The following is a 15,663-nucleotide window of genomic DNA, read 5'->3' as shown; positions in this document are numbered from 1 at the left end:
CACGTATTGTCGATTCAACGAACGAGCTACGAGATGGACGCTTCGATTTTCAAGGGCTGTATCCCAGCCCTGATGACGCCTTGCGGCGATGACGGTCAACCCGATTTTCACGCCTTGGTTGAGAAGGCAACTCAGTTGGTCGCCGCAGGCATGCATGCGGTTGTCTATTGCGGATCCATGGGTGATTGGCCGCTGCTGACGGATGGACAACGCCAACAGGGTGTCGCCGCATTGGTCGATGCGGACTTACGCGTCATCGTGGGAACCGGTGCCCAGAATACAACCCTGGCGGCGGATCATGCCGCCCACGCTCAATCGATCGGCGCGGACGGTTTGATGGTGATCCCGCGCGTCCTGTCGCGTGGTACTTCGCCTGCCGCCCAGCGAAACCATTTTTCCCGCATCTTGGCCGCCGCGCCGGATCTGCCCGCGGTGATCTACAACAGCCCCTACTATGGATTCGAAACCAAGGCCGATCTGTTTTTCAGTTTGCGCAACCAGTTTCCAAGCCTGGTTGGATTCAAGGAATTTGGCGGTGCAGCCGCACTCAGCTATGCCAGCGAACAGATCACGAGCGCCGATGACAACGTCGTTCTGATGGCCGGCGTCGACACTCAGGTCTTTCACGGATTCGTACACTGTGGTGCTTCCGGTGCAATTACTGGTATTGGCAACTGCCTTCCCGAGCAAGTGCTTATCCTGGTTTCACTCTGTCGCGCTGCTGCGAACGGCGACGCTACAGCAAGGCGACTGGCGAAAGAATTGGACGAAGCGCTGACCGTGCTATCGACCTTCGATGAAGGTCCCGACTTGGTCTTGTACTACAAGTATCTTTTGGAATTGCAGGGTGACGCGCGTTACGCGAAACACTTCAATAGCGATGACGCTTTGAGTGCGAGCCAACGCGGATTTGTTGAATCGCAATTCAAGTTGTTCATGGCATGGTGGCAAGATTGGACCGGACGCAAAGAAGCCGACCGAATCACGTGCCAATCACCGGCGGGCCAGCATGCTTGAACGTGATGAACCGGCAAGTTCCATCGAAGTGATCGATTCCCACACCGAGGGTGAACCGACGCGTGTTGTGGTTTCGGGGATTCCCGATCTGGGCGTGGGTAGCGTTGCCGACCAGTTGGTCGTTTTCCGGGAACAATTTGATCACTATCGGCGTGCGATCGTCCGTGAACCACGCGGCAACGATGTCATGGTCGGTGCCCTCATGTGCAAGCCCCTTGATGGATCGGCAGATATCGGTGTCATCTTTTTCAACAATGTCGGCTATCTGGGAATGTGCGGCCACGGGATGATTGGTGTGATCACGACACTAAAACATAGGGGCCAGAGTATCGGTGAAAAATGTCGTGTCGAAACGCCGGTCGGCATCGTCACGACGACCAACAACGTCGATGGATCCGTTTCGTTTGAAAACATCGAAAGCTATCGGTTGGCCAAGGACGTCACGATCGATGTTCCCACGATCGGTGAAGTCATCGGCGATGTGGCGTGGGGTGGCAATTGGTTTTTCTTGGTGACTTATCCCAAGTTCGAAATATCGCTGCACGAAGTTGATTGGTTGCAACGATCAGCGACCTTGATTCGGAAATCGATCAATGAATCGGGCTACCCGGAAGTCGATCACGTCGAGTTGTTTGCGACGACGCCTTGCACCGGTGCAGACTCGCAGAACTTCGTGCTGTGTCCAGGGTTGGCATACGATCGATCGCCATGCGGAACAGGCACGAGTGCGAAATTGGCGTGCTTGGCTGCGGATGGCACGCTTGCGCCCGACCAGAACTGGGTTCAGGCTGGAATCCTTGGCACCACATTCGAGGGGCGTTTTCAATACACGGCAACTGATGAACAGCGGATTCGTCCGGTCATCACCGGACGTGCTTTCGTCACGTCGCAATCGCGTCTGCACATCGATCCCGCAGATCCGTTTGCGTGGGGAATTGATCCCGATGCCGCTTCGCGGGAGTCCTAGAGTTGTCTAAGCGGATTGTCATCATCGGCGGCGGCGTCATAGGGCTTTCAACTGCGTGGCACTGCCACGCGTCCGGTCATCAAGTGACCGTGATTGACCGCGGTCCGTCGCACCGTGGCGGCTGCTCGTTCGGCAACGCGGGCATGATCGTGCCTAGCCACATGATCCCGCTTGCCGCACCCGGCATGATTCGAATGGGATTGAAATGGATGGCCAGTCCCGAGTCGCCATTTTACATTCGTCCGCGTTTGTCGATGGAGTTGGCGTCGTGGTTGTGGAAGTTCAAAACCGCTTGCACCCAACAGCACGTGGATCGCTCGGCGCCGCTTTTGCGCGATCTTCATTTGGCGAGCCGAGCGGGGTACGAAGCCTTACAATCCGAGTTGCCCGACGGATTCGACTTCAGTCCGACGGGACTGATGATGCTGTGCAAAAAAAACAAGTCTTTTCACGAAGAATGTGAAACCGCTAAGTTTGCCGAACGTTTGGGTGTTCCGGTCAAAGTGCTATCCGCGCCAGAAGCTGCCGAACTTGATCCGTCGATCACGATGGATATATCGGGTGCGGTTTATTACCCCAAAGACTGCCATCTATCGCCGAATCGTTTGATGTCAGCGATGGAGAATCGTCTGGCGGCACAAAACGTCGACTTCCGTTGGGATTGCGAAGTCACTGACTTTGCTTACTCTGCGTCGCCTGTGTCGAATCAGATCGAACGCGTACTCACAAACTTAGGTGAATTCGACGCGGACGAAATCATCCTGTGCGGCGGTGTTTGGTCGTCTGCAATGGGAATACGTCTGGGCATCGAGTTGCCGATGCAAGCTGGGAAGGGCTACAGCGTCACGTTGCAAAACCCCGTCGAGCGTCCGTCGATTTGTTCTATTCTGACCGAGGCGCGTGTCGCGGTGACCCCGATGGGTGAAGCCGTTCGATTCGGCGGCACGATGGAAATCGCGGGACTGGATGAATCTATTTCGACGTCGCGGGTCCGCGGCATCCTGAAATCGATTCCTGACTACTTTCCGAAGTTTGCGGTAAGTGACTTCCGCGACTGCAAGCCTTGGGTCGGGTTGCGGCCTTGTTCACCCGATGGAATGCCCTATCTCGGTCGACCACGACGTTTGCAAAACGTCATCGTATCGACGGGCCATGCAATGATGGGGATCAGCTTGGCCATGGTATCGGGCGAGTTGGTCGCCGAAATGGTCGACGGAAAACCTGCGTCGATTGAAGGATTAGAATTGCTTTCGCCAGATCGCTACGGACGAAGGTCCTGATCGAATCGCAACTTCAAGGCATCGGAGCGATGGTTTCAAGGCGAACCACTTTCAGCGTTGGTAGATCGGCAAATAGTGATAGCGGACACTCAAACTTAACATCGTCAGTGCCGTCGCGTACACGGATCCGATGTTTCGTTCTTCGCCGCTCTTCGCGATCCATGACCCGTCACCGCGCTGCGAATCGAGCAACAGTTCCGGCACCAACTTGTCTGCTTTCTCGGCGTACTTTCCACCCGCTTGGTGCATGCCTTGCGCGTAGTAGTAGACGCCGTAGTAGAAAAACCGTTCGTTCGGCTTTGGCGGATTCTGTAGCAACCATTCCGAAGCACCTTTGACCAGCGGTGAATCGTACTGGCCACAAACTTGCATCGCCAACAATCCCGCCGCTGTCATCGTGAAAGACGGGTGGTAGGTGCCCGGTGTGTAGGTGAATCCGCTGACGGGGTCGCGAGGTTTGCCTTGTCGATCGATTGGCGAAGCGTAGGAAAAACGTAGATAATCCAGTGCTTGATCGATCGCTGCGCCGGGCACGTCCAAACCATCGTTCTTTGCCGATCTGAGCGACATCAATTGCCAGATCGAAACCGAAAGATCCGAATCGCGACTATCAGGCGTGTATCGCCAACCACCACGCAATTTTTCGGGCTTCGAAACCTTCTGAGCCGCCAAGATGACTTTGATCGCATCCACCAACGAATCATGGATTCGAACGTTCTGGTCCAACGTCGCCCCCATTCCAAGCATTTCCGTCAACATCAACGTCACGATCCCGTGACCATACATTCGTGATCCATCACGTCCGCCGAAGTAGCCTTCCATCGACTGATGCGACGGATCAGTAACGAAATCGATGGCGCTCTGCATCGCCCGTCCACGCGCGGTATCGACCGAAGGCTGTGTGCCAATCGCCGCCATCGCCATCACGGACAACGCAGACATCGCGACCTCATGGCCTCGGTCGGCAATCGCGCCGTCGGGTCGCTGGGTTCGAATCAAGTATTCTGCGCCGGATTCGACGGCGCGGTCGATGTCGTCCTTTAAATACAGCGTTGACGAAACGTCTTGACCGCTTGCAATTTTGACAGGCAGCGATGCTGATGAAAATAACGCGGCCATACCTCCAAGGCATTGGCGACGGTTCACTTTGTTGGCGTTCATTTTCATTGGATCACTTGGCTGCGTCTTTCTGGGCCGCTTGGCGGGCGATCGCTCGAAAATAGGCCTCGATTTCACGTCGATACTGAACGGGAACACGGGCGGCGGGGCCCTCGGTTGAGTCGTCCGTTCGCCGTTCACGCAGCGCGCCCCATTCCGCGCCGATGCGATCGATCTCGGATGTATCGACTTCGGAACCGTCTGGCATTTCGCCGCCTCCGGGTTCCCCGAAAGGATCTGTGTTCGGATCGGTTGATGGTTCCGACGGCGGCGACTCGCCCATCGACGACGGGTCAAGCTGCTGTTGCCGTTGTCGCGCGGCTGCCTGGGCTTGCGATTCGATCAGACTCGCCAGTGTCGGCGATGCTTCACCAGCCGTCGTCGGCTTTCCGCCCGGTGGGGCATCGGAACCCTGCGGGTTTTCGGCTGAGTCGTTTGGAGGTTTCGGTGATCCGGCTTGTTGGCTTTGTTGCGACTCACCAGGCTGGTTGCCATCCGACATCGCTTGATCCAGTTCGTCCAGTGTTTGGGCTAGCTGCTCGGCCCGCGACTGTTCGGTTTCCGATGCATCGGATGCTGCATCGGCCGGTGCGTCCGCTTCCTTCGGATCATTTGCCAAGCCACGGCCCAAGGCTTCAGCGGCTTTCTCGATGGCTTCCTTCGCCGATTCCAAATTCTGACTTGCTTTGGCGGATTGCTCTGCCTCACTTGCAGCCTGTTCCAAAGCACGGGTTGCCTTCGCAGCTTCCGTCGCCGCGTTCTGCTCGATCGATTCGGCTGCTTCCTGCAGTGCCTTGGCTTGCGACATGTCTTCCAATCGCTCTTCGTGACGGGCGGCGCGTTTCAGTTGCTCTGCCACCTCGGCGACATCATCGACAACGTTCTGTTGCTGTTGGGCTAACGACTTTGCCGTTTCCGAATTCGCTCGCAGCTGTTCTGCGATATCCGTTTGTTGCGAAACATCGCGCAGCAGTTCGCCTATTTCCGACAACTCTTGCTCGGCCGTTTCCGCCATTCGTTCACTCATCTGGGCAGCCGGATTCGGTTGGTCGAGTTGCTCTAGCCGCTGGCGACCGAGTTCCTTTTCACGGTCTTGAGCCTTTTTGGCCTGGTCCTTCGCAAAATCAACCGACTCGCGGGCAGCAGTTTCGGCGCGTTTCGCTTGCTCAAGCTTTTCATCGATTTGATCGAGACGCTGTTGAAGATCTTTGCGACCATTCTTGTCTTTCTTCTTCTGGGACTCGATTTGGTCGCGTAACCGTTTGGCATCGCGTTGTTCGCGTTGGGCCTGTTGCAGTCGTTGTCCGGCAGCGCGTTCGACGCTGGACCACTGTTGACGCTGCTGCTGTGCGGCCCGCGTTCGTTGATTGCGCACATCGCTTTCGGCGCGTTCCAGCGTTCTCGCTTCGTTTTCGCGACGTTTGACATCGTCGCCGAAAATTTCCTTTTCGGAAGCTTCGGCAGACTCCGCACCCACCTTTTCGAGCGTCGTCTTCGCTTGCTCGATCGCATCCGACATTTGCTTGGCGGTGTCGCGGATATTGGACAAGGGCGCCTGTTCGCCGCCCATCTGATTGGACTGGTTGACCGCTGCTTGCAACTGTTGTCGAGCCTTTTTTACGTCCTCTAAAGCCGCTGGAGATTCGGACGACGACGCTGCCCTCTCGCCGACGTTCAGTAACGTTTGATCAACGGTTGCCGCACGCCGGGCCAAGTCAGCGAGCTGGCGAGCCGCTCGGGCCTTGGATTCTTGAAAATCAGAATCGCTACGCTGCAACGCTTGATCGATGGTCGCTTCGTCGCGTGCCGACTGTAACAGCGATTGCTTTGCTTCTTCTGCGGCTTGCTGGGCGATGTCCGACAATGCTTCCTGCATCGGTTCGTTTCGCTGAAGCTCGCGTTCAAGCTTTTCCATCAACTCCTTGGGCGAACTCTCCGCGGCGTTCGACAGAGCTTTCGCCTGATCAAAACGCTTTTGCATCTCGTCGTCGATTTGTAATTCCTGTTCGGCTTTGCGGATGGCTTCACGCGACTCCGAGACATCCTCACCCGCCGCAGCCTTCTCGAAATGCTCAGCCGTCTGCTTCAGCGCTTCGGAAAGTTTTTCCAGTGCCGCTTCGTTCTGTTCAAGTGATTCTTTTCGCGTCGCTTCGTCCGTCGTCTCGGTCGCCGATTCGATCGACTCCTCTGCCTTCTTCATCGCATCTTGGATCTGAGCCGCGGCGGCATCTGCGTCGCGAGCCAACTCGCGTTTTTCGTCGGAATTCAATTCGCTTGTATTTGCAAAATCCACCAGCGCTTCCAACGTTTCTCGCACTTCGTCCTGGGCTTCATCTTGGGACTTGGCAAGCGTTTCGGCCGTGGGGGATTCGTCGTCACTGCGTTGTTCTACTTGCTCCTTTGCGGCTTCGATTTCCTGTGCCGCCTTTGCCGCCTGCTCGGGAAGCGACAACACATAGCGCATGATCGTTTCTCTCGCTTCCTGAATCTGCGGTTCGATCGAGCTTAGGCCAGTCGCCAAATTTTGTTCGATCGATTTCAGTGCCGATTCGCCGCTCAGAAACTCTTCGTCGCTCCAACGGCGTTTGCTGATGCGTTCACGAGCCTTGTTGAAGTCCGCGTCGTAACGCGTCCGATCGATCGGTTCCAATAGCTTCCAATCCACCCCGGCTTGCTGCAGCATCCGGACCGGCCACTCCAGCGAGGCGCCGAAGCGTTCCAACCACATCGGGTGATCTAGCTTTGCGATCACCGTCGGATCCAGGCGGCGTTCAGCCTCCCATAGGGCCCGAATTTCCCGCAGGCTCATCGCGACTTCATGCCCACCTTCGACCAACTTGATCGCTTTCGCAAGTTCCTTCATCACGTCGGACGCCGGTTGATCGCGATAAGGCAGAAACCCATCTTCAGACACGTTGTCGAGTGCTCGGCCGATCATATTCAGATCGGCTGCGTATTGCAGATCGACCGACACGATCGTTCGATGCAAACCTTCCTCGCCATCGATACGTTGCAGCGTCAGTTCACGTGCGGCCGCAAATTCATGTTCGTGCCAATTCCCATCGCGAATCCACTCAGCGACTTTCGTAGATTCCTTCGACTTTTGCTGCTGTTCTTTGGACACGACGGAGTCTCGTCCGTCACGTTCCATCGCCTCGAACGCTGCCCCGAGCGGACCTAGCTCTTTTTGCAAGTCACGCGTCATCGCTTGCATCGTCGATGACAAACGTCCTTCGTTCATTGCGTGCGTTGATTTGCCCACCGTTTCCGTTGCGAGCTGGCGAACAAGATTTCGTAGTTGCTCTTCAGGCAATTCGCCGGCGATCGCATCGTCGATGCGAGACGTCCAAGAATCGGACCATTGGGTCCATTGCTGTTGAAAATGTCGAAACGTTGACTCGGGCAAATTTTCTTGGTGCAAAAGGATAAACTCGTCGATCGCTTCCATTCGTCCAGAAACGACCGTCAAGTATCGTCCAAACCGATCGATTGGAATGGCTGCATGCTCTTTCCCATCGCCAACGAGCGGTCGCAGGCTGCGTTGAACCGATACGACATCGGCTGCAACTGCCAACGAATACTGCTGACCGAATTCGGCTCGCATCAGTTGATCGATTCGCGATGCTTGTTGCCCCAAACTTCGAGATCGCGACGCAAGTTGTCGCATTTCACGATCACGGATTCCGTCCCACGCTGGCGGACTCTCTTGTAAGGCGGCTTCGGCGGACTGACTCAAACGCCGCAAACCGAGATCGGCATTCAATACCGAACGTCCGATCAATTCGATGGTCCGGGATTCTGCCAGGCTGCGTGAAACACTGCTCTGGTACCGGATCAACTTCATCAAACCGTCGGTCAGGGCCGTCAGTTCCTCGGCAGCCTCCGTTTGAGCCTTAACCTCATTGGCATCTGACTTCTCGAGTGGTTCGCGAACGGCGTCCAGGATGGACTGTGCACGTGTCGTCCATTCCAAAACCAACGTCGCCATCTTGTTCATCTCGCCAAGATGGCGATGACGATCAGAATCAAAACCATCATCGGCTACCAGCAATTCGATAAACGGCGATTCGCCGCGTTGGCCAAGTCGATCGATCGCGACCAACCGTGTGCGAACAATATCACCACCGGCTAACTTGGTCGGTTCGCTAACGGAGGTTTCTGCCGACGCCGCTCGATCCTTCAACAAATCCCAATCCCACGTCGCACGAATTTCCTTCGATGATTCAACCATCGGTATATCGCGCTGTTGGATGGGTCGATTGTTGACCTGGAATTCTTGAAAAACACGATCCATTGGCAGGTCGTCGGTCATGATTCCGGCACACGCCACCACTTCCAACGGCGATACCAACATTGTCGTTGGTTGGTTGGAGGACCATCGAGCGGTCGGCGGCAAATCCGGAATTGGCGTGACGGTGTTCTGGGGGCTGAACGGATTGTTCAGACCCGACCGTTGACTGGTCGCATCGACCTGGTACTGGTTCGGCGTTTTGATGGGAATCATGGTCTGAAACACTTCGCTGGATCCGTCAACAGGTTCAAGCTGGTAAACGGGTCCGCGCAGTCCAAATCGAACCGTCGCATCAGCGACCGGTTCATCGAACCGGATCGTCACGTTCGCTCGCGTTCCGACCAACGCCTCCAGGTCACCGTGCTCGGCGGACTCGACACGATCCTCGAGTTTCGCGTAGCTGGGAAACTGAAGCTGTTTTTCGAACGATACCACTCGTGGTCGGGGAAGCGGCGTAAGCGTATGCCACAATGTGATCGCGTCGCCGGCGATGACGCGATAGTCGACGGGATCGTTTCCGACCAAGACGTTCGCTGCGAACAGGTTACTGACTCGGATCGACGGCGGTTCCTGCGAATCATCTTGCGATCGCGCAACGCGTGGCGTCATCGCCGACTCGCCACCGGTCCCGTCGGCCATCCGCCATTGCAGTGTCACTTCGTCCGCAGCGATCCCATCCATAGAAACAATCACCGCAACGGCGTCACCTTCGGCGACAAACCTGGTCGGAGGATCGGGAGCTTCGATGGACAGGATCGTCAACGAAGCACGCTCGATGGCAAGACCGGGCAGCATCGCACGCGCGAACCGGCGAGCGAATTGGGCACGGGGAATCAGCATCAAGATCGCACATATGGCGACAAAAACCGCCATCGCAATCAACCAACGCTTGATCATCGCATAGGGAAGCAATGTCGAAACATTGATCATCGCAGTCCGTCGCCCGATGCTCTGTTGAAGACGACGGCGAAACGAGAGGGAACCGTTGGCGGACTGAGGATCCGCCAATTCGACCGCCGACAACAGGTCTTCGCGAAAGCGAGGGTCGGCCGATTCCAACTGACGAGCGACCATCCGTGGATCCGATTGGCGGAAATGACGAAATCCAAACCACCACGCAGCAGCGAACGAACAGACATACGCGAGGATGCTAAGCCCCCACCGAATTGCATCCGGCGCCAGCCAAACGAAATCGATGATTGCGATCACAAACATGCAAATCAGTCCGACGACCACCGCCGCCGCAACGGCACGTAGCAACAAAAGCAATCGTCGCCGCTGCATGAATTGTTGTAGCGCCGAAACCGTTTCAGGGTTCAGTCCCAGATCGTCCGCGAAAGTTCTTGCTGTCGACATGATCGCTACACCAATCCTGCTCGTTTTCGCAACACCCACTCGGCCGCCAACAAAATGATCACGGCCCAAAACCAATAGAACGACTGCCAAACAACGACGTCCGACTCGACGATCGTGCCCGACGAAAGCGGACGCAGCGAATCCAGGATCTTCGAGGCCGAGGACTCATGAACGTAGACGCCGCCACCGGCCGCGGCCAACTGCTCCATTGCCCCGCGATCGAGGCTGACGCGGTTCATTTCGACGGAGTGACGATCACCAACCCAAATGGGCGTCGAAGCTTGCAACGCCGTCGAATCGAAACCACTGGCCCGCACTCGGACTTCATAGGCTCCCGAATTCAATTTTGGCGAGAGCCCAGTATATGTTCCTCTTGCCGGGTCATCGACCGACATCGGCACCGACGCAATGATCTGATTCTCCGAAACCACCAAGGCATCGACCGTTGCGTCGCCAACGGGCTTGCCACCGGTATCCTGTAGTCGAACGCGAATGATGGCGGCTTCGCCGTCGCGGTATTCGATCTTGTCGGTACCGATTGCGACGTATTCGTCGTTTGCCGAATAGGGTGGTTGCATCGAGGCTGCCAGCAATTGATTCCAAAACCGAGCGTGAAATCGGTCAGCAACTTTATATCGCCAACGCCAAGTTTGATCTGACGACAAATAGAAAACACGCCCCGAACCAAACAATCGGGTGACCAACCAAGGCGACCGTTCGCCATCGGCGTCGACGGCGTCCACCCAGGCTTCGGCGCCCTCCTGTCGGTCGACACGAACGAAAGACTGAGGTGCTGGTAATTGCGACCAGAAATTTTGGAGATCCGTTTTTTCGCCACCCAAATTCAGCATCGGGTTCTCCATCCCCAATCGCGTCGGAATCATCGAACTGGCCGCCAACAGCCGATCGTTTCCAAACTCGACGGGTATTAAGTCTCTAAGCGAACTTTGGGCGATCTTTTTAATCCGATCATAGCGACCGTCGACCACGACCAGCCCGCCGCCGCGCGTTACAAATTCGCGAATCAAATTCGCGTCGGTGATTTCGAACTGATCGGGCGGGACTTCCCCGAGGATGATCACGTCATACTTTGCAAGCGATTCACGCGACCGGGGGAATTCACCGTCATCATCCCCTCGTTCTAGCCGCAACGTATCGGTCCCAGGCCCAAACAGAATCGTATCGACCGTCCATGCGGGATCGCGCTCGAATAGATTGCGGACGTATCGCGTCTCCCACCGACTCGAACCGTCCATGATCAACAGACGTCGATCGCGTGTCGAAGCGGCGACACGAAAAGCCATCGTGTTGTTGGTTGAAATCGATTCTCCATCGATCGGTTCGACGACCGCTCGAAGGTCCATCACGATCGTGCTGCGGCGAACGCCACGAGGATCGGTTGCAGCCGTTTGGTCGATCACCGTTTCGACGTCCAATTCGAACGGGACCGATTGGAACGTACCGGTCGCGGCAACGGACGTTTGCCACACCGTTTTGCCAGTCTCGGCCGATTCGATTCGCACGTTTAGGTCGCGGCCATCGAATCCGAACTGATTGATCGCGATCGATCCACCCAGCACGGCGTCGGCCGCAACCGAGTCGGGCCGACTGACTTCCGCAATGGACACGTCGGCCGGTTCGTCTTCGCTCCCCATGCCGATCGTATGAACCATTGCACCCGATGCACGAAGGGTGCCAGCCATATCGATCGCGCTGCCTCCGACGTTGTCGCGTCCATCCGATATGACAACCAGTGCCGATTGGACGGGCGTCGCGTCCGCGTCATCTTCGCTTTGGAATGCGAGTGCGGTAACGGCCGATGCGAGTTCCGTTCGCTTGCCATCCGGTTGGATCAAAAGTGAATCGGTGCGATCCGTTTCTTGATCGCCGGCATCACCACTTGTCCATACGGTAACGGGCTCGCCCGCACTGAAAGCAACAACGTCAATGTCGTGCGTTGCACGAAGCGACTCGATCCATCCTTCGTTCTCACTGTCGCCAGCCAACATTCGCATCGCCCGAGCGACGCGACTGGTTTGCGCATCGTCGGATTGCGTATCGGTGACCGACATGCTTTGCGTGGCATCGACGGCGAATACGATTCGTCCGAGCGTACCGACGGTGATTCGGCGGTGCCAAACCGGGCCCGCCAATATCAAGATGATCATCGCCACGGTCGCCGCGCGAAGCGCGGGCAGGACAAAGTTCAGCGGCGAATCGATGTGCCGCGTCTCTCGTAGGTACAACAACGCCACCAGCACGGCAGCGGCAACCGCGACCGTGAAAACGATCCAGGGGGATAAGTCACCGGCGAATCGAAGGCTTCCCCAAATCATGAGGCACCACCCATCACGCCAGTCGCCTTGGCGATGGGCTGTTTCTTAGACGACCGAGAACGCTGCTGCAGAAACAATTCGCCGATCAAAGCAATCAGGAGTCCGACCAGCAGCCAACGCCAAATCTCCCTACCGAATCGTCGTGTTTGGTCGTCGGAGGCGATCGAGCGTGCGTCGACGTGAATCGTCGCTTCGATCAATTCCGCGGCCCGCGACATTCGACTCGCATCCGCTTCACGCAATTGAGACTCGATCGAGGGCACTTCAGCAACGCGGATCGTTTGTGTCGAGAAGGGTTTGCCATCCGCGGTCCATTGGGTTTCTCGAAACTGATAAACACCGGCTGAAGCCGCGTTGGCAAGTGACAACACCGATGGCGTTTGTCCCGACGGTTCCAATGTCAACTCTTCGCCGATCGGCTGCCGAACTGAATAGGTTGGTGGCTTTCGAGAATCGCGTTTGATGTCGGTGGTGAACAACGACTCCAGTTCGTCGGTGGCGACCATGATGGTGGATCCGACGTCGACGGTGGTTTGTTTCTGTGTGCCCGCTAGATCAAGAACCATCTGCTGCATCATCGGCAAGAAAACCAACCGCATCGGTAAGTTCGACCAATCGGCGTCGCAACCAATGGCGAACTGCATGATTTGGCCTCTGCCTTCCGCGCGTCGGACCACCAATGGCTTACCTGACTCGAACGCCAACAGCGTCACGGTTGGCGACGTATCCGCATCCGGGGCCACATCGTCGATGGTCAACACACGATGCGACGTAACATCCACGTCGCATACCGCACTGGACGCCGGATCGTCACCTGTACTGGGACCAATCAACGACCATGCGGCGTATTGGGTGTTCAATTGTCCAATCGGAAATCTCACTGCCTCGGCATCATCACGATAGGGTTGGCCAATAACCTCGCCCATGCGTGCCGGCATCGAGATCGAGTGATCAGCATCGGACCACGTCTGATTGTAGATTTCTGGATCGACTTGATCACCGTCAAAAACGACCAACGCGCCACCCTCGTTGACAAACCGAGCCAGACGCCCGCGTGAGGCATCGTTCAGGCGACCCACATTGGCAAGCACGACAATTGCGGGCGATTGACGGTCGAGTTCTTGCACCATTTTGTTTTCGCTCGTGACGATTGTTCGCACGGCATCGGGTTGGTCCTGTCCACCGAAGGCGAAGGGACTCAGCGCGACAGCAAGGAAATCGGCTTCGCCGCCGAGCGGCTTTTTGCTGGGCTGTCCGTCCACCAAAATCACATCGACTTGGCGAATCACATCGACGCCGATCAGGCGTTGATTGTCCTCCGGCAATGCGTCGGAATGCTCAACAGAAACAGCAATGGCTTGAACACCCACTTCGTCGAACTTGTGAGTCAAGCGGACCGATGCCGACGAGCGAGCGGCGATGCTGGTCGTATGCGACGGCAAGGCGTTGCCCGCTACCGTCCACGCAAATCGTAGATCATTGATGGGCGTGTCGCTGCCGTTGCGTATTCTTGCCACAAACTTCGCCGAGCGACCCGCAATGATGGCCGGCGATTCGGACTCAATGGATTCAACAACCACGTTGGAAAGCTCGCTGGAATCCGCGCCGACGTTCATGAAGCAAATCGTCGGTCGATATTCCGCTTCGTCCAACGAACGTGCGAGGCGTTTCAGTGATTCGATCGCGGTATCGTCGATCATATGGCTTTGGAAGTCCGAAACCACAATGATTTGGCGCTCGATATGATTTGCTTCGCCGGCTACTTCGACGGCCCGTCGTATAAGTCGTCCCAAATCAATGGGTCCGCCCACGGCGGATAGGTTTCGACAGGCCGACATCGCGTCGGACGCGCCCATTGAACCAACGACGGCGTCGACGGTACTGGATCGAAGCAACATCACTTCGTCGCGTCGGGATAGCGTTTCGAAAATGGATTCGAGTTGTTCGCTGACGTGAGTGATCCGTCGCCGTCCGTCGGGCATCCGCGCGGACATGCTGCGACTGTCATCGATCGCAATCACGACGCTGCGGGGCGCGTCACCCGGAAGCGACTGGAATCCGGTAAGCACGGGCCTCGCTAAACAAAACGCAAGCAAGATGGGGATCGCGCAGCGCAGCAACAGCAGCAACAGATTCATCAGCTCCATCCGCCGACGATTCACTCGCACCACATTTCCCAGTAGGTGCATCGCGCCCCAATCGACCGTACGAAACCGGCTGCGAAACAGCAAGTGAATCGCAAGCGGGATCGTGAACGCGAGAGCGCCCAGTGCGAGTAGCCCGTTTAGCAGCGTCACCGAATCCGTCTCCGCATCGCAAAGTATTCGTGCAACGCATCGTCGAACGGTCGATCGGTTGTGATCGGAAAAAAGTCGACTCGATTGCGTCGGCACGCGTTCTGCAATTCGGCTTGATGTTCGGCTAACCGTTGCAGATACGCTTCTCGAATCGATTGCGAATCGACAACGTGCTGGTTCGATTCATTTTCAAGATCGCGAAATTGAATCCGACCCGAAAAAGGAAAATCCATTTCGTCGGGGTCGAGCACCTGGAAAAAAAGCACCTCGTGGTTCTTTGATCGAAACTGTGTCAACGATCGAGCAATACTTGCCACGTCGCCCATTCCGTCCGAGATGACAATCACCAAACCCCGTCGGCCCAGCTTGGACGCGATTCTTTGAAAGACGCCACCCAAGTCGGTTTCGCGACGCGTCGCATCCGCTGCGAGCGCCTTCATTACGGCCTTCAGGTGCGATGGTCGGCTGCGCGTCGGGATCTGGTCGCGGGGTTCATCATCAAATGTGATCAGTCCGACCGCGTCCTGTTGAGCCAACATCAAGTAGGAAAGCGCTGCCGCCAACTGTTGGGCGTAATCGTACTTTGTTTTGACTTCGGGGCTGTTCCCGCCGGCCCGCTGGCCGCCGTATCGCATCGATCCGCTGCGATCGACCAACAGCGTGCAACGAAGGTTCGTCTCTTCTTCGTACTCCCGGATGTAGAGCCGGTCGCTCTTGCCAAAAACTTTCCAGTCAATGTTTCGCAACTCGTCGCCGCGGACGTACGGACGATGCTCTTTGAACTCGACGCTGAACCCCTTGTGGGGCGAGCGGTGACGACCGGAACAGAATCCTTCGACGACCTGTCGGGCGAGCAACTGTAGCCTGGCAACGCGCGAAAGTTCTTTCGGCGTGACAAGGTCAAGAATTCGCATGGCAGGCGGGGGTCCGAGCGAGGGGGGGCAGAAGGCGGGCGGCGTCA

At 56.6% G+C, this 15,663-nt stretch carries 8 protein-coding genes; 3 read left to right on the top strand and 5 right to left on the bottom strand.

The window, feature by feature from the left end; genetic code table 11:
* Positions 1 to 33: 33 nt before the first annotated feature.
* The 3 genes from Poly51_RS27485 to Poly51_RS27475 are packed head-to-tail and all read left to right on the top strand — an operon-like array spanning position 34 to position 3,264.
* Positions 34 to 1,017: a dihydrodipicolinate synthase family protein gene (locus tag Poly51_RS27485; RefSeq protein WP_146462161.1), complete on the top strand. Its 984-nt coding sequence runs from the start codon at positions 34 to 36 to the stop codon at positions 1,015 to 1,017.
* Positions 1,010 to 1,984, top strand: coding sequence for a proline racemase family protein (locus Poly51_RS27480; RefSeq protein WP_146462160.1), 975 nt, complete (start codon positions 1,010 to 1,012; stop codon positions 1,982 to 1,984). Before Poly51_RS27485 ends, Poly51_RS27480 begins: the two co-directional genes overlap by 8 nt.
* 2 nt (positions 1,985 to 1,986) lie before the next feature.
* Positions 1,987 to 3,264: an NAD(P)/FAD-dependent oxidoreductase gene (locus Poly51_RS27475; protein ID WP_146462159.1), complete on the top strand. Its 1,278-nt coding sequence runs from the start codon at positions 1,987 to 1,989 to the stop codon at positions 3,262 to 3,264.
* Positions 3,265 to 3,315: 51 nt separating this feature from the next.
* On the opposite strand, the gene Poly51_RS27470 is transcribed toward Poly51_RS27475, so the two are convergent.
* Genes Poly51_RS27470 through Poly51_RS27450 form a run of 5 tightly spaced genes read right to left on the bottom strand, consistent with a single transcriptional unit; the run spans position 3,316 to position 15,616 of the window.
* Positions 3,316 to 4,431, bottom strand: a complete 1,116-nt coding sequence (locus tag Poly51_RS27470; protein WP_246114816.1) for a hypothetical protein — start codon at positions 4,429 to 4,431, stop codon at positions 3,316 to 3,318.
* 4 nt (positions 4,432 to 4,435) lie between these two features.
* Positions 4,436 to 10,069, bottom strand: coding sequence for a hypothetical protein (locus Poly51_RS27465; RefSeq protein WP_146462158.1), 5,634 nt, complete (start codon positions 10,067 to 10,069; stop codon positions 4,436 to 4,438).
* A 5-nt stretch (positions 10,070 to 10,074) separates the two neighbouring features.
* Entirely contained in the window at positions 10,075 to 12,405 is a 2,331-nt protein-coding gene (locus tag Poly51_RS27460) for a VWA domain-containing protein (protein ID WP_146462157.1), read from the bottom strand.
* Positions 12,402 to 14,702 carry a BatA domain-containing protein gene (locus Poly51_RS27455; RefSeq protein WP_146462156.1) on the bottom strand — a complete coding sequence of 767 codons (2,301 nt, stop codon included), beginning with the start codon at positions 14,700 to 14,702 and terminating at the stop codon, positions 12,402 to 12,404. The genes Poly51_RS27460 and Poly51_RS27455 overlap by 4 nt, the downstream gene beginning before the upstream one ends.
* Positions 14,699 to 15,616: a DUF58 domain-containing protein gene (locus Poly51_RS27450; RefSeq protein ID WP_146462154.1), complete on the bottom strand. Its 918-nt coding sequence runs from the start codon at positions 15,614 to 15,616 to the stop codon at positions 14,699 to 14,701. Before Poly51_RS27450 ends, Poly51_RS27455 begins: the two co-directional genes overlap by 4 nt.
* Positions 15,617 to 15,663 lie beyond the last annotated feature (47 nt).

Origin of the sequence: Rubripirellula tenax (genome assembly GCF_007860125.1) — a bacterium.
GTDB lineage: Bacteria > Planctomycetota > Planctomycetia > Pirellulales > Pirellulaceae > Rubripirellula > Rubripirellula tenax.
This window is presented reverse-complemented; position numbering and strand designations above follow the sequence as displayed.

Bases quoted from the DNA above. Each gene is read 5' to 3' on its own strand.
- Poly51_RS27460 (WP_146462157.1), bottom strand. From the start codon at position 12,405: ATGATTTGGGGAAGCCTTCGATTCGCCGGTGACTTATCCCCCTGGATC.
- Poly51_RS27465 (WP_146462158.1), bottom strand. From the start codon at position 10,069: ATGTCGACAGCAAGAACTTTCGCGGACGATCTGGGACTGAACCCTGAA.
- Poly51_RS27480 (WP_146462160.1), top strand. From the start codon at position 1,010: ATGCTTGAACGTGATGAACCGGCAAGTTCCATCGAAGTGATCGATTCC.
- Poly51_RS27450 (WP_146462154.1), bottom strand. From the start codon at position 15,616: ATGCGAATTCTTGACCTTGTCACGCCGAAAGAACTTTCGCGCGTTGCC.
- Poly51_RS27470 (WP_246114816.1), bottom strand. From the start codon at position 4,431: ATGAAAATGAACGCCAACAAAGTGAACCGTCGCCAATGCCTTGGAGGT.
- Poly51_RS27485 (WP_146462161.1), top strand. From the start codon at position 34: ATGGACGCTTCGATTTTCAAGGGCTGTATCCCAGCCCTGATGACGCCT.